At 69.3% G+C, this 19113-nt stretch carries 19 protein-coding genes and 1 tRNA gene; 13 read left to right on the top strand and 7 right to left on the bottom strand.

Annotated features, from left to right (window positions below):
* Positions 1-9: 9 nt before the first annotated feature.
* On the bottom strand, positions 10-783 hold the full coding sequence (locus tag P3T29_RS12950; protein ID WP_280716538.1) for an ABC transporter ATP-binding protein: 774 nt from the start codon (positions 781-783) through the stop codon (positions 10-12).
* Positions 784-1211: 428 nt separating this feature from the next.
* Here P3T29_RS12950 and P3T29_RS12945 point away from each other — a divergent pair.
* The 3 genes from P3T29_RS12945 to P3T29_RS12935 all read left to right on the top strand — a co-directional run bounded on the left by P3T29_RS12945 (position 1212) and on the right by P3T29_RS12935 (position 2703).
* Positions 1212-1296, top strand: a tRNA-Leu gene (locus P3T29_RS12945).
* A 114-nt stretch (positions 1297-1410) separates the two neighbouring features.
* Positions 1411-2310 (top strand): Bax inhibitor-1/YccA family protein, encoded by a 900-nt coding sequence (locus P3T29_RS12940; protein ID WP_280716537.1) that lies wholly within the window; start codon positions 1411-1413, stop codon positions 2308-2310.
* A 75-nt stretch (positions 2311-2385) separates the two neighbouring features.
* Positions 2386-2703: a hypothetical protein gene (locus tag P3T29_RS12935; RefSeq protein WP_280716536.1), complete on the top strand. Its 318-nt coding sequence runs from the start codon at positions 2386-2388 to the stop codon at positions 2701-2703.
* A 62-nt stretch (positions 2704-2765) separates the two neighbouring features.
* On the opposite strand, the gene P3T29_RS12930 is transcribed toward P3T29_RS12935, so the two are convergent.
* The 3 genes from P3T29_RS12930 to P3T29_RS12920 form a co-directional block, all read right to left on the bottom strand.
* Positions 2766-3773 carry a hypothetical protein gene (locus P3T29_RS12930; RefSeq protein ID WP_280716535.1) on the bottom strand — a complete coding sequence of 336 codons (1008 nt, stop codon included), beginning with the start codon at positions 3771-3773 and terminating at the stop codon, positions 2766-2768.
* Positions 3774-4043: 270 nt separating this feature from the next.
* Positions 4044-5264: an acetyl-CoA C-acetyltransferase gene (locus P3T29_RS12925; RefSeq protein ID WP_280716534.1), complete on the bottom strand. Its 1221-nt coding sequence runs from the start codon at positions 5262-5264 to the stop codon at positions 4044-4046.
* Between the two features lie 92 nt (positions 5265-5356).
* Entirely contained in the window at positions 5357-6451 is a 1095-nt protein-coding gene (locus P3T29_RS12920) for an SGNH/GDSL hydrolase family protein (protein ID WP_280716533.1), read from the bottom strand.
* Between the two features lie 163 nt (positions 6452-6614).
* Here P3T29_RS12920 and P3T29_RS12915 point away from each other — a divergent pair, with 163 nt between their 5' ends.
* The 7 genes from P3T29_RS12915 (at position 6615) to P3T29_RS12885 (ending at position 15284) form a co-directional block, all read left to right on the top strand.
* Positions 6615-8015, top strand: a complete 1401-nt coding sequence (locus P3T29_RS12915) for a cystathionine beta-synthase (RefSeq protein ID WP_280716532.1) — start codon at positions 6615-6617, stop codon at positions 8013-8015.
* A 625-nt stretch (positions 8016-8640) separates the two neighbouring features.
* Positions 8641-8967 carry a hypothetical protein gene (locus tag P3T29_RS12910; RefSeq protein ID WP_280716531.1) on the top strand — a complete coding sequence of 109 codons (327 nt, stop codon included), beginning with the start codon at positions 8641-8643 and terminating at the stop codon, positions 8965-8967.
* A gap of 207 nt (positions 8968-9174) precedes the next feature.
* On the top strand, positions 9175-10422 hold the full coding sequence (locus P3T29_RS12905) for an Ig-like domain-containing protein (protein ID WP_280716530.1): 1248 nt from the start codon (positions 9175-9177) through the stop codon (positions 10420-10422).
* Between the two features lie 95 nt (positions 10423-10517).
* Positions 10518-11456 (top strand): MerR family transcriptional regulator, encoded by a 939-nt coding sequence (locus P3T29_RS12900; protein ID WP_280716529.1) that lies wholly within the window; start codon positions 10518-10520, stop codon positions 11454-11456.
* 228 nt (positions 11457-11684) lie between these two features.
* The gene (locus P3T29_RS12895; RefSeq protein WP_280716528.1) at positions 11685-12998 is read left to right on the top strand and encodes a hypothetical protein; all 1314 of its coding nucleotides are present in this window, start codon (positions 11685-11687) and stop codon (positions 12996-12998) included.
* A 193-nt stretch (positions 12999-13191) separates the two neighbouring features.
* Complete coding sequence (locus P3T29_RS12890) at positions 13192-14058, top strand: AraC family transcriptional regulator (RefSeq protein WP_280716527.1); 867 nt, start codon at positions 13192-13194, stop codon at positions 14056-14058.
* Between the two features lie 188 nt (positions 14059-14246).
* Positions 14247-15284: a serine hydrolase gene (locus P3T29_RS12885; RefSeq protein WP_280716526.1), complete on the top strand. Its 1038-nt coding sequence runs from the start codon at positions 14247-14249 to the stop codon at positions 15282-15284.
* 143 nt (positions 15285-15427) lie between these two features.
* On the opposite strand, the gene P3T29_RS12880 is transcribed toward P3T29_RS12885, so the two are convergent.
* The 3 genes from P3T29_RS12880 to P3T29_RS12870 all read right to left on the bottom strand — a co-directional run bounded on the left by P3T29_RS12880 (position 15428) and on the right by P3T29_RS12870 (position 16536).
* Entirely contained in the window at positions 15428-15742 is a 315-nt protein-coding gene (locus tag P3T29_RS12880; RefSeq protein ID WP_280716524.1) for a hypothetical protein, read from the bottom strand.
* Between the two features lie 22 nt (positions 15743-15764).
* Positions 15765-15920 carry a hypothetical protein gene (locus P3T29_RS12875; RefSeq protein WP_280716523.1) on the bottom strand — a complete coding sequence of 52 codons (156 nt, stop codon included), beginning with the start codon at positions 15918-15920 and terminating at the stop codon, positions 15765-15767.
* Positions 15921-16116: 196 nt separating this feature from the next.
* Positions 16117-16536, bottom strand: coding sequence for an ATP-binding protein (locus P3T29_RS12870; protein WP_280716643.1), 420 nt, complete (start codon positions 16534-16536; stop codon positions 16117-16119).
* Positions 16537-16728: 192 nt separating this feature from the next.
* Here P3T29_RS12870 and P3T29_RS12865 point away from each other — a divergent pair, with 192 nt between their 5' ends.
* The 3 genes from P3T29_RS12865 to P3T29_RS12855 all read left to right on the top strand — a co-directional run bounded on the left by P3T29_RS12865 (position 16729) and on the right by P3T29_RS12855 (position 19026).
* Positions 16729-18009, top strand: a complete 1281-nt coding sequence (locus P3T29_RS12865) for a helix-turn-helix transcriptional regulator (protein ID WP_280716522.1) — start codon at positions 16729-16731, stop codon at positions 18007-18009.
* A 60-nt stretch (positions 18010-18069) separates the two neighbouring features.
* Entirely contained in the window at positions 18070-18582 is a 513-nt protein-coding gene (locus P3T29_RS12860; protein WP_280716521.1) for an NUDIX hydrolase, read from the top strand.
* Positions 18583-18663: 81 nt separating this feature from the next.
* Positions 18664-19026: a class IV adenylate cyclase gene (locus P3T29_RS12855; protein WP_348532823.1), complete on the top strand. Its 363-nt coding sequence runs from the start codon at positions 18664-18666 to the stop codon at positions 19024-19026.
* Positions 19027-19113: the final 87 nt, after the last annotated feature.

The following is a 19113-nucleotide window of genomic DNA, read 5'->3' as shown; positions in this document are numbered from 1 at the left end:
GGCGAGGTGTCAGCTCGTCCGCCCCTTGGCGTCGAAGCGGCGCATCCGGTCCAGGACGCTGTCGGCCGTCGGGCCCTCCAGCTCGTCCACGATCCGGCCGTCGGCGAGGAAGATCACCCGGTCCGCGTACGAGGCTGCGACCGGGTCGTGCGTGACCATCACGACCGTCTGGCCCAGCTCACGGACGGAGTTGCGGAGGAAGGAGAGGATCTCGGCGCCGGAACGGGAGTCGAGGTTCCCGGTGGGTTCGTCGGCGAAGACGATGTCAGGCTTGCCGGCCAGCGCGCGGGCGCAGGCCACCCGCTGCTGCTGGCCGCCGGAGAGCTGGCTCGGGCGGTGCGAGAGCCGGCCGGAGAGGCCGACGGTGTCCACCACCGTGTCCAGCCACCGCTGGTCGACCTTGCGGCCCGCGATGTCCATCGGCAGCGTGATGTTCTCCAGTGCCGTCAGCGTCGGCAGCAGGTTGAACGCCTGGAAGATGAAGCCGATGTGATCCCGGCGCAGCTTGGTCAGCTGCTTGTCCTTCAGCCCGACCAGCTCCGTCTCGCCGATCATCGAGGAGCCGGAGGAGACGGTGTCCAGGCCGGCCATGCAGTGCATCAGCGTGGACTTGCCGGAGCCGGACGGGCCCATGATCGCGGTGTACCGGCCCTGCGGGAAGACCACGCTCACGTCGTCCAGGGCGACGACTCGCGTCTCGCCTTCGCCGTAGACCTTGTTGAGGCCGGTGGCGCGGGCGGCCGCCTGGCCGGTGCGGACGGCGGTTGCGGTCGTCGAGGTCACGGGGAGCTCCTGTCGAAGTGTGCGGAGATGTTCGGACGTGCGGGCGGGTCGGACGTGCAGGGTGAGTCGGACGTGCAGGGTGAGTCGGACGTGCGGGGTGGGCCGACGTGCAGGGTGTGTCGAGGTACGGGGTGGGTCGAGTACCGACCGCTTCTCAATGGTCCTTTGCCTGACCTTGGCTATTCGTCGCCCCGGGGGACGGTTGTGCCGCCCGCCGCTGGGCGTACATGGAGGGTGGACTCTCCTCCTCCGGTATGACACCGACCCTGAGTGTCCCGCCCTGGCCGGTTCCGGCAGGTCGGTGGCCGAATCACGGACTGTTCGTCAGATGGCAAGGAAACATGACAACTTCCTGGCTGGGAACATGCGCGAGGGGTAGTCGGGCGACTAGTCTCAGAGGTAGCCCGTACAGGGGCGGAGCGGTTCACGCCCGGGTGGTGGAACGCAGACACGGGCAGCTTAAAACTGCTTGGCCGCGAGGCCGTGCCGGTTCGAGTCCGGCCCCGGGCACCAACCCCTTTTCGTGCTGTCGTGTGTGAGTCATCCTCGCGGCGTAGGCCCGACCCTTTGCCAAGGCATTACCCTTGGAAATGTGGGCGGCGCCGTGCCGCCACGGAGGGAATGAGCATGAGAAGCAGCAACCCGGTCTTCTCTCGGGAGGGATCCTTCACCCGCGAGGCCGGCTACGCGGCTCCCGGCCACACCCGGCAGGGCGGCTCCGGCTACGCGGGCGACCCGTACGGCAACAACCCCTACGGCGCCAACCCCTACGGCGCCAACCCGTACGCCGGCGGGCCGCAGTCCGGGCAGTTGACGGACCAGCAGCTGACGGAGATGTACGAGGCGCCGTCCGCCGGCCCGCTGCGGACGGGCCGGATGACCATGGACGACGTGGTCGCCAGGACGGCGCTGACGCTGCTGACGGTGGTGGCCGGTGGCGCGGTCGCCTGGTTCGCGCTTCCGGTGGCCAACTACGGCATCGCCGTGGTGGCGGCCCTGGCGGCCTTCGTGGTCGGCATGGTGATCACCTTCAGGCGCAGCGCCGGAGCTCCGCTGGTGCTGGCCTACGCGGCACTGGAGGGCTTCTTCCTCGGCGCGATCACCAACGTGTTCAACACGGCCCTGCCGGGCATCGCCGTCCAGGCGGTGCTGGGTACGGCGGCGGTGTTCGCGGCGATGCTGATCGCCTACAAGAGCGGCCGGATCCGGGTCACCCCGCGCTACACGCGGATCGGCCTGACGGTGGCCATGGGCTTCCTGCTGCTGATGCTGGTCAACCTGGTCGCCTCGATGTTCGGCGCCGGCATGGGCCTGAACTCCGGGCCGCTGGGCATCCTGGTCGGCGTGGTCGGGATCGGCCTCGGCGCGTTCTTCCTCTCGCTCGACTTCGCCGAGATCGAGCAGGCCATCCGCAGCGGCGCCCCGCAGCAGGAGTCCTGGCGGGCCGCCTTCGGGCTGACGGTCTCGCTGGTCTGGATCTACCTGGAGATGCTGCGCCTGATCGCCATCCTGCGCGGCGACGACTAGGAGCCGTAGTGATGTATGGGCCCCGGAGCGACGGCTCCGGGGCCCATACGTCACTACGGGGATACCCTCGGGCTCATGTCTGAAGCGAAGTCCCTGCTGGAAGCCGTCGACCTCCTGGCGGATCGTTTCCGCTCGATGCCGCAGAGCCGGCTGCTGGGCGCGGTGCCCGGGTACCCGTCCCGGGCGGCCGCCGGGCTGGCGCTGGCGCGGCGGTTGGCCGGCGCCGCGCTGACGGCGGCGGGGGAGCGGCCGCGCGAGCTGCCGGAGGCCGGGCCGTTCGCGGTCGGGGACCAGCTGGCGGTGGCCGCGCACGAGCTGGCGGCGGTGGCCGACGGCGAGGCGCTCGATGAGGCGCTCGTGGCCGTCCGGGCCGTGGCGGAACTGGTGGGCTGACGCGAGAAGGCCGGCCGCGTCCGTAACCCCAGGACTCGGCCGGCCTTCGGCAGGTGTCGGTGTCAGATGCTGGCGACCACCCGGTCGGCCAGGACGTACACGGCGTCGTCGTCGGTCGAGAAGGTCAGCGAGTACGAGCCGGAGAAGCGCGAGCCGCCGAGCAGCCGGACGTCCTCACCGGCGCGGACGGCGTCGATCAGGCGGTAGGCCGCCTCACGGTCGCCGGGGGCCACGCAGAGGGTGGTGCCGTCGGCGAAGGCGTACACGTCCAGGGTGCCCAGCGGGCCGGGGCGGACGTCGGTGAGGGCGATCCGGTCGTCGGCGAGCGTGGCCAGCCGGGTGTCGGTCCACTCGCGGGACGGGGCCTGGCTGGGGACGAAGTCCGGGTGCGAGGGGTGCCGACGCGGGTCGGGCGCGGTCACCGGCTCGGTGTCGACCTCGGAGTCGAGCGAGGGATCGAGCGCGGTGTCGGCGTCCAGCAGGCCGGCCTCCAGGCCGGTGGCGAGCAGGTCGGCCTCGCGGCGGGCCTTGGCCTCGCCGGCCGCCTCGCTGCCGCCGCCGTGCGCGGGGTGCGTGGGGTGCGCGCCGTGTGCGGGGTGGCTCGGGCGGGTGCCGCCGCCGATGGTGCCGTCGCCGTCGCCGATCAGCTCCTCCAGCGCCGAGCGCAGGGCCTCGCCGAACTCCGGGTCCATGGTGCCGGAGTTGTCCACCGCCTCCTGCGGGCCCGTCGGGCGCGGGAAGAACAGCGGCCACTCCTCGGCGGCGGTCAGCCCGGTGCTGGTGAACGGGACGGTGCCGGCGAACGGGGAGTCGAACAGCGGGGCGTCCTCCACCGCGCGGGCTTCCTGCTCGGCCCAGAACGCCCGGGCTTCGGCGATCTCCCGCTCGCGGTCGACCGCGAGGGCCTCTACGACGGCGCGGCGTATGACCTCTTCGTCAAGGGGGGCCGGAACCGGGGTGGTGGCCGGCCGCTGCTCGTCCAACCGGCGGGAGAGCCCACGGACATGGAGCAGGACAGCGGTGCACAGGGCGATCAGGACCAGCAGCAGAGTGGTGTAGACGGCGCTCACGGAACGTACTCCTAGGGAGGAGTGGAACGGGGTTACGTCTCCACACTGCCGCATCGACCCCCGTTACCGCAGGGGCAGATGTCCGATTTGTCTGTGACTTACCTCCTTGTCCTCAAATTGTTAGGTAGCACCGTTCTACGCAGCGGAGTTGAGTGACTTCGGGGTGTCGATAAAAGTGCGTTCCGGGCACGAAAAGAGGACCGGATCACGATCGAAATGTGATCCGGCCCTCAATTACGCACGGTCACCCCAAATGGGTGGCGGAGCGGGTCAGCTGAGGCGCTCGATGACCATCGCCATGCCCTGGCCGCCGCCCACGCACATGGTCTCCAGGCCGAACTGCTTGTCGTGCCACTGCAGCGAGTTGATCAGCGTTCCGGTGATCCGGGCGCCGGTCATGCCGAACGGGTGGCCGACGGCGATCGCGCCGCCGTTGACGTTCAGCCGGTCCAGGTCGACGCCCAAGTCCCGGTAGGACGGGATGACCTGGGCCGCGAAGGCCTCGTTCATCTCGACCAGGTCGATGTCGCCGATGGACAGCCCGGCGCGCTTCAGTGCCTGCCGGGAGGCCTCGACCGGGCCGTAGCCCATGATCTCGGGGGAGAGGGCGCTGACGCCGGTGGAGACCACCCGGGCGAGCGGCGTGATGCCGAGCTCGCGGGCCTTGGTGTCGGACATGATCACCAGGGCGGCTGCGCCGTCGTTGAGCGGGCAGCAGTTACCGGCGGTAACCGTTCCGTCCGGCCGGAACACCGGCTTGAGGCCGGACACGGCCTCCAACGTCACCCCGGCGCGCGGGCCGTCGTCGGCCGAGACCACGGTGCCGTCGGGGGTGGTGACCGGGGTGATCTCGCGCTGCCAGAAGCCTGCCTTGATGGCGGCCTCGGCGAGGTTCTGCGAGCGGACGCCGAACTCGTCCTGCTCGGCGCGGGTGATGCCCTTGAGCGCGGCCAGGTTCTCGGCGGTCTGGCCCATCGCGATGTACGCGTCCGGGACGAGCCCGTCCTCGCGCGGGTCGTGCCACTCTCCGCCGCCCTCGGCCGCGCGCTTGGCCGTCCGGGCGATGGCGTCGTCGAACAGCGGGTTCAGGGTGCCCGGCATGCCGTCCGAGGTGCCGTTGATCGAGCGCGAGACGGTCTCGACGCCGGCCGAGATGAAGATGTCGCCCTCGCCCGCCTTGATCGCGTGCAGTGCCATCCGGGTGGTCTGCAGCGAGGAGGCGCAGTACCGGGTCAGCGTGGTGCCGGGCAGGTAGTCCATGCCCAGCTGGACCGCGACGATGCGGGCCAGGTTGTGGCCCTGCTCGCCGCCGGGCAGGCCGCAGCCGAGCATCAGGTCGTCGATCTGGCGCGGGTCGAGCTCGGGCACCTTGGCGAGCGCGGTGGCGATGATCTGCGCGGTCAGGTCGTCCGGGCGGACGTCCTTGAGCGAGCCCTTGAAGGCCCGGCCGATCGGCGAACGGGCGGCGCTGACGATGACGGCTTCGGGCATGGTGGCTCCTCGCTGGGTGACCTTGCTGGCTACTGACCATTCACTTAGCAGTATGACTCGGCCAAGTGGGATGCTCGTGAGGAAAGTTACCGTTAAGTAGCTCGAACGTCACCCGTACCCGCGTGTGAGTTCGCCGACGCCCCGCCAGGTGCGCCCTGGGATGGGGCTCCCGGTTCACCCGGCAGCCCGAGCCGCAGCCGGTGCCTGAGCTGCGCCCAGCGCCACACCCCGGCCTCCGGGTCGGCCGCCGCCACCTCGGTGCCGGACCGCCCGGCCGCCGTCGCGGCGGCCACCGCCACCGGCAGCACCACACCCTCCTGGGCCTGCTGGGCGGCCGCCTCGGGCCCGGCGTCCTGCGGCCAGAGGTCCAGGACGGCGCAGAGCGAGGGCAGCAGGGCCATCGCCGCCGTGGCGTACCCCTGCGCGGACGGGTGGTAGCGGTCCGAGGCGAACATCTCCGGGCGGGCCGCGAACTCCGGGCCGAGCAGTGAGCCCAGTGAGACGGTCCGGCCGCCGTTCCCCACCACCGCTATGGTCTGAGCCGCCGCCAGCTGGCGGCTCAGCCGCCGGGCCACCCAGCGCAGCGGCGGCCGGACGGGCTTGATGGTGCCCAGATCCGGGCAGGTGCCGACGACCACCTCGCAGCCGGCCGCGCGCAGTTCCCGGACGGCCTCGCCCAGCTGCCGTACGCACTGGGCGGCGGGCGCGTGCCGGGTGACGTCGTTGGCCCCGATCATGATCACCGCCAGGTCGGGCCGGTGCGCCACCGCCAGCTCGACCTGCCGGGCGAGATCGGCCGAGCGGGCTCCCGACTTCGCCACGTTGAACAGCCGTACCCGGCGCTCGGCGACGGCCGCGAGCCCGGCGGCCAGCAGAGCGCCCGGGGTCTCCTGCCCGCGCCTGACGCCCAGGCCGGCCGCCGTGGAGTCGCCGAGGAAGGCGAGCACGATCGGCGGCTCGGGGCCGGAGCCGCCCACCTCCGGGTCGGTGAAACCGTCGCCGTACACCCCGTCGGCCCTGGGCGGATCGCCGTCCAGCGCGCCCACCGCGCGGACCGCGAGCCTGCTCTCGGTGACCAGCAGCCCGACCAGGCCGACGCCCAGCAGGCCGAGCCCGCCACCCCCGTACGCGGCCGCCGTGGCGATCCGCCGGGCCACCCGGGCCCGTGACTCCTGTGCCCCTGCCACCCCGGACCCCCCTTCGCCTGAGCCCCTGGTGGGGCTGTGCCGGCGCCTCTTCTCTCCTTGATACCCGCCCACGCCGCGCGCTATCGGTGAGCATCGGCCATCCGTGGCCATAGGCTTTGAATCACCCTTAGTACATCGCAGGCCCCAGACCGGGAGGATCCCCGTGCGGTACAGCAATTCGATCATCGAGCTGGTCGGCAACACGCCTCTGCTGAAGCTGAACAAGGTCACCGAAGGCATCAGTGCGACCGTGCTGGCGAAGGTCGAGTACTTCAACCCCGGTGGCTCGGTCAAGGACCGGATCGCGATGCGCATGATCGAGGCCGCCGAGGCTTCCGGCGCGCTCAAGCCCGGTGGCACGATCGTGGAGCCCACCTCGGGCAACACCGGTGTCGGCCTGGCCATCGTGGCCCAGCAGAAGGGTTACCACTGCATCTTCGTCTGTCCGGACAAGGTCTCGACCGACAAGATCAACACCCTCCGCGCCTACGGTGCCGAGGTCGTGGTCTGCCCGACCGCCGTCGCGCCGGAGCACCCGGACTCGTACTACAACGTCTCCGACCGCCTCGTCCGGGAGACCCCGAACGCCTGGAAGCCGGACCAGTACTCCAACCCGGAGAACCCCGCCTCGCACTACCACTCCACCGGCCCGGAGCTGTGGGAGCAGACCGACGGGAAGATCACCCACTTCGTCGCGGGCGTGGGTACCGGCGGCACCATCTCCGGCACCGGCCGGTACCTGAAGGACGCCTCGGGCGGCAAGGTCCAGGTCATCGGCGCCGACCCGGAGGGCTCGGTCTACTCCGGCGGCACCGGCCGTCCGTACCTGGTCGAGGGCGTCGGCGAGGACTTCTGGCCGACCGCGTACGACCGTGACGTCGCGGACGAGATCGTGGCCGTGTCCGACAAGGACTCGTTCCAGATGACCCGTCGCCTGGCCAAGGAGGAGGGCCTGCTGGTCGGCGGCTCCTGCGGGATGGCCGTGGTGGCCGCGCTCGAGGTCGCCAAGCGGCTCGGCCCGGACGACGTGGTCGTCGTGCTGCTGCCGGACGGCGGCCGCGGCTACCTCTCGAAGATCTTCAACGACGACTGGATGGCCGACTACGGCTTCCTCCCGTCCGCCACCGACGAGGCGCACATCTCCGAGGTGCTGGCCCGCAAGGACGCCATCGAGCACGAGGGCATCCCGCAGTTCGTCCACATGCACCCGACCGAGACGGTCGCCGAGGCCGTCCGCGTGCTGCGCGACTTCGGCGTCTCCCAGATGCCGGTGGTCTCGGCGGGCGCCGCCCACCCGGACGTCATGGCGGGCGAGGTGATCGGTTCGGTGGTCGAGCGGGAGATCCTGGACGGGCTGTTCGCGCAGCGCATCCAGCTGACCGACACGCTGGACAAGGTGATGTCCAAGCCGCTGCCGGTGGTCGGCTCGGGCGAGACCGTCACCAGCCTGATGAACGTCCTGGAGAAGGCGGACGCGGCCGTGGTGCTGGTGGAGGGCAAGCCGCAGGGCATCGTCACCCGGCAGGACCTGCTGGCCTTTCTGGCCGGCCGCGCTGGTCACTGAGCGCGCCGGTCACTGAGCGCTCTGTCGCCAGGGGTGCGGGGGCTGAGCGTCGTCGGGAGGTGCGGGTCGTGGCCTTCCGGATTCGCGCAGTCCCTCGCGCCCCTGACTGTGGTTGCCCTCTGAGTCCTCGTCACACGCCGATGCGAAGTGGTACGCAGGCGACATGTTCACGCATCATGCGGTTAACAACCGTCCGGCAATGTAGTGGTCACGGCAAGACGCCGAGCATGGTGACGGCGGTGGTCGGGAGCGGCTCCCCGGTCTCGCGGTCACCACGGACACGTCGGTCGGCCCTGACCCGGCCCACCGTGTCCTCCCTCCCCGCCCGCCACGGGCGGGAGGGGATCTCGTAGGGGCTGCCGTCGTCCCGCCCCTGTGGTCGGCTCCGGTCGGCGCACAGGGTGTGGCGGCCCCTGCGGCACCCAGCGCGCCGCAAGGCGCGGCTCCGCGGCTCCCGGGTGGGGGAGCGTGTGCGGAGACGGTAGGGCCGGTTCCCGGTCGCCTCGTTCGCGAGGTGGCCGGGGGCCGGCCCGCACTGCTTTCCGGGCCCGCTGCCGGCCCCGCCGGCGGGCCTGCCGCACCACCGGTTCGGCAACCGCGGGCCCGCTCGCCTACGCTCGCACTCATGACCAGCACTGACCTGCCCGAGCAGGACGTCCCCCGTTACGTACGTCTCACCATCGAGCTCATCGCCGAGATCACCGATGAGCAGGCCCTCAAGACCGCCGCGCTCGCCCAGGTCAAGGACGACGAGTACCTCGACGACGAGGAGCGCGCCCAGTCCGTCGAGGCCATCGAGGTGGACCCGTCCGGTTCGCTCGCTCACTTCATCGACCCGGTCGCGCTGCTCGCCGACGTTCCCGGTGTCGAGCTGACCTCGGCCACCTGGGAGTCCGCCCAGACCGAGTTCGAGGTGACCGAAGAGGGGTACGACGAGTACACCGTCGAGTGACGTCCGACACTGCGCGCGACGCGCTGTCTGACACCTGCCGCCCGGTCCGAGAGTCTCGGATCGGGCGGTTTGTCCATTTCTGGCGTGAATAGATGTGAATACTATTACTCTCATATGATCTCAACCGGTTGATGATGGAACCGCATCGTCCTGGACTGCGTTGTTCAATCCGTAACGCCCGCAGGTGGAGAGCAGGGAGATCGCGAAGTGACGGCACCGGAGAACCAGAACCGTCCTGTCGGAGGCAACTGGAGCCGTCGCGGTGTGCTCGCGGGCCTGCTCGGCGCCCCGGTGCTGTTCGTGGCCGCGTGCAGTGGCTCCGACAAGAGCAACAGCGGTGGCAGCGGTGGCGGTGGTGGTGCGGTCGGTACTCCGAAGACCTCGGTCGCCAAGATCACCGTGTCTCCGGCGGACGGTGTCACCGACGCTCCGTTCGGTGCGCCGGTCAAGGTCGCCGTGGTGGACGGCAAGTTGACCTCCGTCAAGGTCACCGACTCGACCGGGAAGGCGATAGCCGGGCAGCTGACCGCCGACGCGACCGGCTGGGCCTCGACCGACCAGCTCGGCAGCGGTACCAAGTACACCGTCTCCGCCGTGGCCGCCGACGGCTCCGGGCTGGAGGCGGACGCCAACGCCGCCTTCGCCACCGCGTCGCCCGCCAACACCTTCGTCGGCTACTTCACTCCGGAGGACGGCAGCACCGTCGGCGTCGGCATGCCGGTCTCGATCAACTTCAACAAGCCGGTCACCGACCGCAAGGCCGTGCAGCAGGGGATCACCGTGGTCGCCGAACCGGGTGTCGAGATCGTCGGGCACTGGTTCTCCAGCACCCGGCTCGACTTCCGCCCCGAGCAGTACTGGGCCAAGGGCACCAAGGTGAGGGTCAGCCTGCGGCTGAAGGACGTCGAGGGCGCGAAGGGCGTCTACGGCACCCAGGCCAAGGACGTGAACTTCACCATCGGCCGCAGCCAGACCAGCGTCGCCGACCTTTCCGCCGACACTCTGACCGTCACCACCGACGGGCAGGTCACCGCGACCTACCCCGTCATCGGCGGCGCCCCCGACCACAAGACCTGGGCGGGCAAGCTGGTCATCTCCGAGCAGCACCCGCAGACCAAGATGGACTCCACCACGGTCGGCCTCGGCGACGAGTACAACATCCCCGACGTGCCGCACGCCCAGCGGCTGACCACCTCCGGCACCTTCATCCACGGCAACTACTGGTCGCCCGCCTCGGCCTTCGGCAAGACCAACGGCAGCCACGGCTGCATCGCCCTGCGGGACGTCAAGGGCGCGGCTGACCAGGGCACCAACGCGGCCAAGTTCTACGCGAGTTCGATGACCGGCGATGTCGTCGAGGTGGTCAACTCCGGTGACAGGACCGTCGATCCGGCCAACGGGCTGAACGGTTGGAACATGGCCTGGGCCGACTGGAAGGCCGGCAGCGCGGTGTAACCGGCCGTCGGCAGCCAGAGCCCCGCGTATCTTTCGGTCTCCCGAGTGTCTTTACGCTTGAGTCTCCAGCAAGGGGAGGCCCCAGGGTGGTGGACATGGACGACGACGCCCTCCGCACCATCGGTGAACTGGCCCGGTTGACCGGTCTCACGGTCAAGACCATCCGGTTCTGGTCCGATGCCGGGGTGGTGCCGCCGACCGACCGCACACCCGCCGGCTACCGGCTCTACGGCCGGGAAGCGCTCGCCCGCCTCGACCTCGTCCGTACGCTGCGCGACCTCGGTGTCGACCTCGCCACCATCCAGCAGGTGCTGGACCGCGAGATCACCGTCGCCGAGGTCGCGGCCGTGCACGCCGAGGCCCTGGACGTGCAGATCCGGACACTCCGGCTGCGCCGGGCCGTCCTGCGAGCGGTGGCCAGACGCGGGTCCACACCGGAGGAGTTGGAACTCATGCACAAGCTCGCCAAGCTCACCGATCAGGAACGCCGAAGCCTGATCAACGACTTCATCGACGAGGCCTTCGAAGGGCTCGACGTCGGGCCCGAGTTCATCGCCAAGATGCGCGGTGCGATGCCCGAGCTGCCGGCGGAGCCGACGCCCGAACAGGCCGACGCCTGGATCGAGTTGGCCGAACTCGTACAGGATCCGGACTTCCGCGCCGGTATCCGGAAGGCGGCCGCTTACCAGGCGAAGGAGCGCGCCGAGGGCGGGCGGACCGGCACCGCCGAAGACCATCGGCTGGTGGAGCTGGTCCAGGAGCGGACCGGCGCGGCCCGGGCGACGGGCATCACGCCCGCCGAGGCGGCCGCCGTGCCGGTGATCGACGAACTCGCCGGTGCGTTCGCGGAGCTCTTCGGCCGCGCGGACGGGCGGGAGTTCCGGGTCTGGCTGCTGGAGCGGATGGCGGCCGGGAACGACCCGCGTTACGAGCGGTACTGGCAGCTCATCGCGGTGATCAACGGTTGGCCCGTCATGCCGAGCCTGGCCCCGGCCTTCGACTGGCTGACCGCCGGCCTGCGGGCCGGGTTGTAGCTCTCGGGGCGCAGCCTCGCAGCCCCGGCGGTGGGTGGCCGTTCGAATGCCGAGCCACTGCCGGGGCTGTCGGACCGTTGGGATACCTTGTGCTCACCCCTGACCAGGGGCGATATTCGCGCGCGCCCGTGTGCGATTTATGTTTCTCTGTGCGTCCATCGCACAGGTGCAGCGTGGCCGGCTTCCGGCTGCGTACGGGCCGCCGTTCCACAGGAGATTGCCATCAACATGACCATACGCGGGACCGTCCGCACCGTGCTGGCCACCACCGCTTGCACCGGAGTGCTCGTCGGCGGCCTGGCCGCCTGTGGGACGGTCACTCAGCTGACCACGGCCCAGAAGGTCTCGGGGGCCTTCGGGAAGCTGGGAGATGCGAAGACGTTCAAGGCCGAGGTGTCCTTCGACGCGACGGCCGATCAGATCGTCGCCTTCGAGAAGTCGGCCGGCGGCACTGTCGACGCGAAGTCGGCCGCCACGATCGCCGAGCTGAGCCTCGCCGTCTCGGTCAGCTCGGACAAGCCGCTGAAGGACGTCGCTCCCAAGACGCCGCAGGCGTCCGGCGACCTCGACGCGTTCGCCGGGGTGAAGGACGTCAACCTGTCCTACGTCCTCGCGGGCAAGAGCGGGACGACCTACGCCGACGTCAGGCTGATCGCCGGCAAGCCCTACCTGAAGTTCGACGCGGCGGGGATCGCCAAGTTGGCGGGCAAGGACCCGGCCGAGCTGAACACCGTCGCCGGTCAGCTCCCGCCGGAGCTGAAGGTCGTCAAGGACGCGCTGGCCGGCAAGTGGCTCAGCATCGACCCGACCCTGCTTCAGCAGCTCGCCAAGGACCCCAAGCTCGGTGCGCTGGCGGGCGCCGCAGGGTCGGCCTCGCCGTCCGCCGCGCCCTCGATCGACCCCAAGGTGGCCAAGGACCTGACGGCCTCGCTCAAGGACGTGCTGTCGCACAACCTCACCTTCGACGACCAGGGCACCAAGGACGGCGTCGACCACATCGTCGCCAGCGCCCCGGCGCGCGGCCTGGCCCAGGGCTTCCTGAACGCGGTCAAGCCGTTCGCCAAGTCCATCCCGAACGGTGACAAGCTGCCGGGCTCGGTCCCGACCACCGTCCCGGACAAGAAGATCAACGTCGACCTGTACCTCAAGGGCGGCGCGCTCTCCTCGGTCTCCTTCGACCTCGCCCAGCTGGCCGAGAAGGCCGGCCCGGACGTCCACCTGCCGATCAAGCTCGCCTTCGGTCAGGACGTCGCCCCGCTGGAGGCGCCGACCGGCGCCACCGAGTTCGGCATGTCGGACATCACCAGCATGATGGGCATGTTCGCCAAGGGCGCCGGCGGCGGCCTCGGCGCGGGTCTCGGTGCGGGTCCCGGTGCGGGCGGGATCACGCCCGGCAAGCCGGCCACGCCGCTGACGGACGCCCAGATCAAGGAGCTCACCAAGGCCGGCATCCCCGAGGCCCAGCTCAAGATCATGAACCAGGGTGGCATGAGCTACGACCAGATCAAGGCCCTCCTGACCGGCGCCGGCGCCCAGAACTGACGCTCCCGCACCCGGCTGCGGCCCCGCGAACTCCCGTCAGGGGAGTGCGCGGGGCCGCGCTGCGTTCCGGCCCGCCGAGGTTTCCGACGGCGGGCCGGCGGCCTCCCGCACCCCGACCGAAGCGGGCACAGGATGTCGGGTGCGGCAGGGCGGGCCGTTCCTAGGGTGAGTGTCGAAAGGGAGGGAGACCGGGATGCTGGAACGGCTGAACCAGGCGATGGAGCACATCGAGCGCCACCTCGACCAGCAGATCGAGGTGGCCGAGCTGGCCCGCATCGCTCTCACGTCCGAGTACCACCTGCGGCGGATGTTCTCCATGTTGGCGGGCATGCCGTTGTCGGAGTACGTCCGGCGCAGGCGCCTGACCGTCGCCGGGGCCGAGGTGCTCGGCGGGGAGCGGACGCTGCTGGACATCGCGGTGCGCTACGGCTACGGATCCGCCGAGGCGTTCGCGCGGGCGTTCCGTGCGGTGCACGGGGTCGGTCCTGGCGAGGCCAGGCGGACCGGTGCGGTGCTGCAGTCCCAGTCCCGGATGTCCTTCCGCCTCGTCATCGAAGGGAGCAGCACCATGAAGTACCGGATCGTGGAGAAGGAAGAGTTCCGGGTCGTGGGCAGGATGGCCACCGTCCCGCTCATCTACGAGGGCGTGAACCCGCACATCCTGGAGCACATCCAGAGCATTGGACCGGAGACTGTGCAGCGCGTCACGAGCCTGTCCGACCAGGACCCCGAGGGCATCCTCTCGGTGATCGTGTACCACTCCGCCAGCCGTGAGGAAGGTAGCGAACACGACTACTGGCACGCGGTGGTGACCGGCGCCGAGGCCCCCGAGGACCTGGACGCCCTCACCGTCCCGGCGGGCACCTGGGCCGTCTTCGAGAACTCCGGCCCGTACCCGGAGGCGCTTCAGCACCTCTGGCGGGACGTGTTCACAGAGTGGTTCCCGTCCAACCCGTACGCGAGCCGGCCGGGGCCGGAGATCCTGCGCACCCGGCCGTCCCAGGACTGGACGCAGTCGGACACCCAGCTCTGGATTCCCGTGGAGCGGACCACGGTCTGACGAGACAGTACGCGGCGCTCCGGGGTCGGTGTCGACCCCGGAATGGGGCCCGGGAATAATCGCGCGAACGAGCACACCACGTGGCTCTGGAACCGAGATATCTGACGGTGCGTGATACCTCCTGTCCCCGGGTCGATCCACTTCGTCCCGGGGCAGGTACCCCCGTCTCTCGAAGGGATTTTCTTCTCGTGACAGCTCTCCCCCGCACCCGTACCCGCATACGTCGCCCGCTGGCCCGCCTGGCCGCCGGTGCGGCGGCGACGCTGCTGGCGTTCGCCGTACCCGTCGGCGCGCAGGCGGCGACGCCCGGCCCGGCGCCCAAGCCCGTACCCAAGCCCGCGCCCGCACCCAAGCCGGTGCCGAAGCCCGTGCCGAGCACCCCGGCTTACTGCTCCTCCGCGCAGAACCCCCAGCTGGCCGCCCGCCTGTCCCAGGACATCGCGAAGGCGATGACCGGCCGCCAGGACACCATGGCCTTCGCGATATCGGATGCCAAGACCGGCGTCTCCTGCACCTACCAGCCCTCCCTGCACTTCGACTCGGCGAGCGTCATCAAGGCGACCATCATGGGCGCCGTGCTGCGCCGCGCCGAGGACGAGAACCGGTACCTGACCGACTGGGAGGACAGCAACCTCCAGCAGATGATCACGGCCTCCGACAACACGGCGGCCACCAACCTGTGGAACAGCCTGGGCATGCCCCGCCTCCAGGCCTTCCTGAAGCTGGCCGGGATGAACGACACCCAGCTGGGCACCGCCGGCTACTGGGGTCTCACGCAGATAACCGCAGCCGACGAACTGAAGGCGCTGGACGTCTACACCGGCAACCCGAACGTGATCAAGCCGGGCGCAAAGGCCTACGGCCTGAGCCTGATGAGCCAGGTCGAGGCCGACCAGCGTTGGGGCACCCCCTACGGCGCGCCGGCCGGGATCTCCACGCACGTGAAGAACGGCTGGCTGCCCCGCGCGACCCACGGCTGGCGGGTACACAGCCTGGGCATCTTCACCAGCCCGACCAAGGACTACCGGATGGCGATCCTGACCCAGGACAACGCCACCGAGGAGTACGGGATAGACACCATCCAGGCGATCGCCTCGGCAGTACACCACGACCTCAACCCCACCACCGGAACCCACAGTTCCGCAGTGGCCCCGCAGAGCCAGGGCACCCACGCACCCGAGGTCTCCGACGGCTCGGCCCCGTTCGCCGCACCCGCCACGCACTGACGCACACACTGACGCACGCCGGACGGGCCCGCCTGGGGCCCGTCCGGTACCGGTAGGCTCCGTGCCCGCGCGCCTCGCGCGAACGCGGGGCCTACCGGCGTGCGGCTGCCGGGTGCCGCCGAGCGACGTCAGGCCCCGCCGGATCACCGCGCGGTCTCGTCGGTGGGGCGGATCCACACGGAGTGAGGTCGGCCCTGGAGGGCGAAGCAGAGGTGCAGGTGTCCGTCCCGGTCCAGGAACTCGGAGACCCGCTCGACGACATCGGGGCCGAAGAACAGCTTGTACGCCTCGTACTGCGTCGAGCCGAGGGGCAGGGCGCGTAGTGACGTCCAGAGGGCGTCGGTCGCGGATCGGAGGTTCGGGAACGTCGCGGGAGCGATCACTCTCTCGATCTCGACGGTGACCGGCCGCGCCGCGCGCGCCGGGGTCGCAGAGCTCGCGTGCTTTGCCAGCCTCACTGGGTGCATCCTCTCGGGTCTGTCACGTCACTACCTGGTCCAGTTCGGCCCAGATGACCTTCCGGGCCCTGCTCTTGGTGGCGACGCCCCACGTCCCGGCACCGGACAGGGCGGCCTGAAGGGCGAGGACTTGAGCGGCGCTGATGGAGTCCGGCGGTACTTCGAGGTCGACCACCACGCGGTACCCGTCACCAACGGACCGCCAAATCCTAGGTGGGGTAGTGCAGTTGATGATCATCTGGAGGCTTGCTGCCAGCTCGGTCACCCATGTCGGGGGATCTGTCACGTCGCCACCATGCCCATCCCCGTCCGCCGCCCCGCACTGGGGTGGGAGCAGCGTGACGCCTTCACTTGTGCTGGCTGCTTGACCCGCATCACGACGGACCAACCAGCGCCCACGCGAACTTCCCGACCCCACCTGGACGCGGACAGCACCCCCACGCCACCGCCAGCGACTCCACCAGCCATAGCCCACGCCCCGACTCGTCATCAGCACCCGCGAGCGTTCGTAGTTCCGGTCGCTCACCACTGGCGTCATGAACCTCGACTTGTAGCAGCTCATCCCGTAGCTCGAATCGGACCGCGATCAACCGACCCGGCGACACCCGCGCATGCTTCAGCGAGTTGGTGACCAACTCCGAAAGCAACAACTCACCGACATCTACGAAGAGTTCGCCGCCATCCAGATCGCCGAGGAACTCACGCAACAGTCGCCGGGCAGTGCCAGCCGACTTCCGGTGGCGACGCAACCAATATGACCGCTCACCCGCACGGGTGGCCGGTCTCTGCTCCACTTCGGTTCCGGACACAACCACGCCCCGCCTCCGTCAGCCAAGCTCGCCCGACGCGGCCTTGCAGCGGGCCGCATCAAGCAGGTTCCTCCAGAGCAGGTGAAGCCGTCTTCCCCAGCGGGGGGTACTCATGATGGGTACACTCGCGGTTAGTTGGACGCGACGGATTGTCAGTACAACTGCACGGGAACAGGGATGACGGCCTACGCCTCCGCGGCAGCCTTGCCGACAGATGTCCTGGCGCGCGCTGACATGCGCTCTGCCCTCGAACGCCACGACTTCGGCGAGGTCTTCGCTCTGGCCCGCAAGTGGGCGGGCATCAGCTATTCGAAGACAGCCGAAGCTTGCGAGATCAAGCCCGAGAGGGTTGGGAAGCTCGCGAGAGGCGAAGGCAGCATCACCACGTACGAGAAGATCATCCAGATTGCTGACGCACTCCGGGTCCCAGGACATCTGCTCGGACTCGCCCCGCGTCCCTGGGAGGCCACGTTGCCTCAAGTGTCGTTGCCCGCATCCGACATTGAAGGCTGTGGTGGGGGACTGGCCTCGATGGAGATCATTGATTCGCTAACGCGATCGTCTGTCAGCGACGCTGCGTTGACAGAGCTGGAAGCGGCAGTGTTCCGAAACGCGGCGCTCTACCCGTCGAGTCCTCCCGGCCGGCTCATCCCGACCATGACCAAGCAGATGGTGAAGATCCATCAGATGCTTGATCACTCCCAATCCCTCAAGGTCAGGCGGAGGAGCGTCCAGCTCATCGGAGTGCTAGCCGGGCTGATCAGCAACGCCTTTCTCGACATTGGCGACAATGAGCGGTCAAGCGAGCTGCTTCGTGTGGGGGCGGTGGCAGCCGACGAAGCAGGAGACGAGGCATTGATGGCTTGGTTGCTCACGATGCAGAGCATTGGCCCGTTCTTCTCCAGACGGTCGTCCGACGCCGTGAAGCTGCTCTCGCATGCCGAGCAGCTTGCGGCAGCAGGCCCGGCCCGAAGGCGTGCATGGATCAGTGCCAGCAGCGCTCGGGCCCACGCCGCCGCAGGCAACAGATCGGCCGCACTTGCTGCTCTGGGTCAAGCCGCGTCGCTCCTGGGCAGTGCTGACGAGCCGTCTGGGATCGACTTCTTCAATGAGAGCCGACTTGACGGCATTGCGGGTAGCAGCCTGTTCCTCCTGGGTGACTACGACTCCGCGCGCGATCTGCTTGGAGCCGCCATCAATCAGCGTGCTCCGGTGGACGTCAAGGGGCGAGCGCTGCTGACTCTCGATCTGTCCGAGTGCCACATTCGGCAGGGCGAGATCGACGAGGCGTGTCGCGCCGCGCATGCTGCCCTCGACATTGCCGATGGCAGCATCGTGAAGCCGATCATGAACCGAGCTGAGAACCTCCGGTCGAGCCTGAGACCCTGGCGCACGATGACCCCAGTAGTGGCGTTTGCCGGCCGCCTGAATGACGAGACCTTCACCGCTGAGAACTGAGAGGTGCGGCAGTTGCGCTGGAAGAGCCACGGCCGGCGGCTCGTGTACGGGAGTGACTACGTGAACGTCTGGCTCGATGACGTTGACATCCCTGGAATCGGGCGAGTCGATCACCATGTCCTCACCATGCCCCGAGCGTCCACCACGGCTGTCGTAACGGACGAGACCGAGCGGATGCTTCTGCTCTGGCGCCACCGCTTCATCACCGATTCCTGGGGTTGGGAAGTTCCGGCGGGCTGGGCCGACCCTGGCGAGGAGCCCGTGGACGCGATCCGGCGCGAGGTCCAGGAGGAGACAGGCTGGAGCGCCGGCAGGGTTGAGCCGCTGACCAGCTACTACGCGTTGAGCGGCTTGTCGACCATGCGGTTCAGCAGTTTCCACGTCACGGACTGCCAGTACATCGGCCCGCCCACGGACCGCAGCGAGGCAACCCGGGTCGAGTGGATCCCGACCAAGGATGTGATCAAGCTTGCGACTGAAGGGGAGATCACGGACGGCCCTTCGCTCACCGCGATTTCGTACTACCTGGGGATCCACCATCGCGCGCAGCCCGCGCGACCAAGCGGACCGTAGGGAGATCGAACCGCCGAGTCGGAGATGTGTGAGCGGTAGTTGCCGAGGCCTAGTAGGTATGCGCAAGAACGGGAACGAGCGATGATCGAAGCCGAGATGAAGGCACGGGTGAGCAGCCCGGCAGCTGTCTTGCAGCGCTTGAAGGCGTACGCGCCGGGTCGGCCGGAGGTGTACCAGGACACCTACTACGACCAAGGCGGCTCACTCGCGGACAGCGACCGCGAGTTGAGGGTCAGGACCGTCCACGGCGTGGACGACACACGCTCGGTCCTCACCTACAAGGGCGCACGAGTTGACGAGGCCACCGGTTCGAAGCCTGAGCATGAATCCCGGGTCGACGACCCGGTGGCGGTGCACGCGATGCTTCGGGGTCTTGGCTACCGGCCGTCGATCGCGTTCGAAAAGCACTGCCGGAACTACGAGTTCGAGGAGGCTGTGAGGTGACCCCCGGATTGTGGACACAGGGGTTCATGCTGCGAGTGAGAGTTTAGCTGCTGCGTGGTGCTGCTGTTCGAACTCCATCGGGGAGAG

The sequence above is a fragment of the Kitasatospora sp. MAP5-34 genome (assembly GCF_029894335.1).
In the GTDB taxonomy this organism is placed as follows: domain Bacteria; phylum Actinomycetota; class Actinomycetes; order Streptomycetales; family Streptomycetaceae; genus Kitasatospora.
This window is presented reverse-complemented; position numbering and strand designations above follow the sequence as displayed.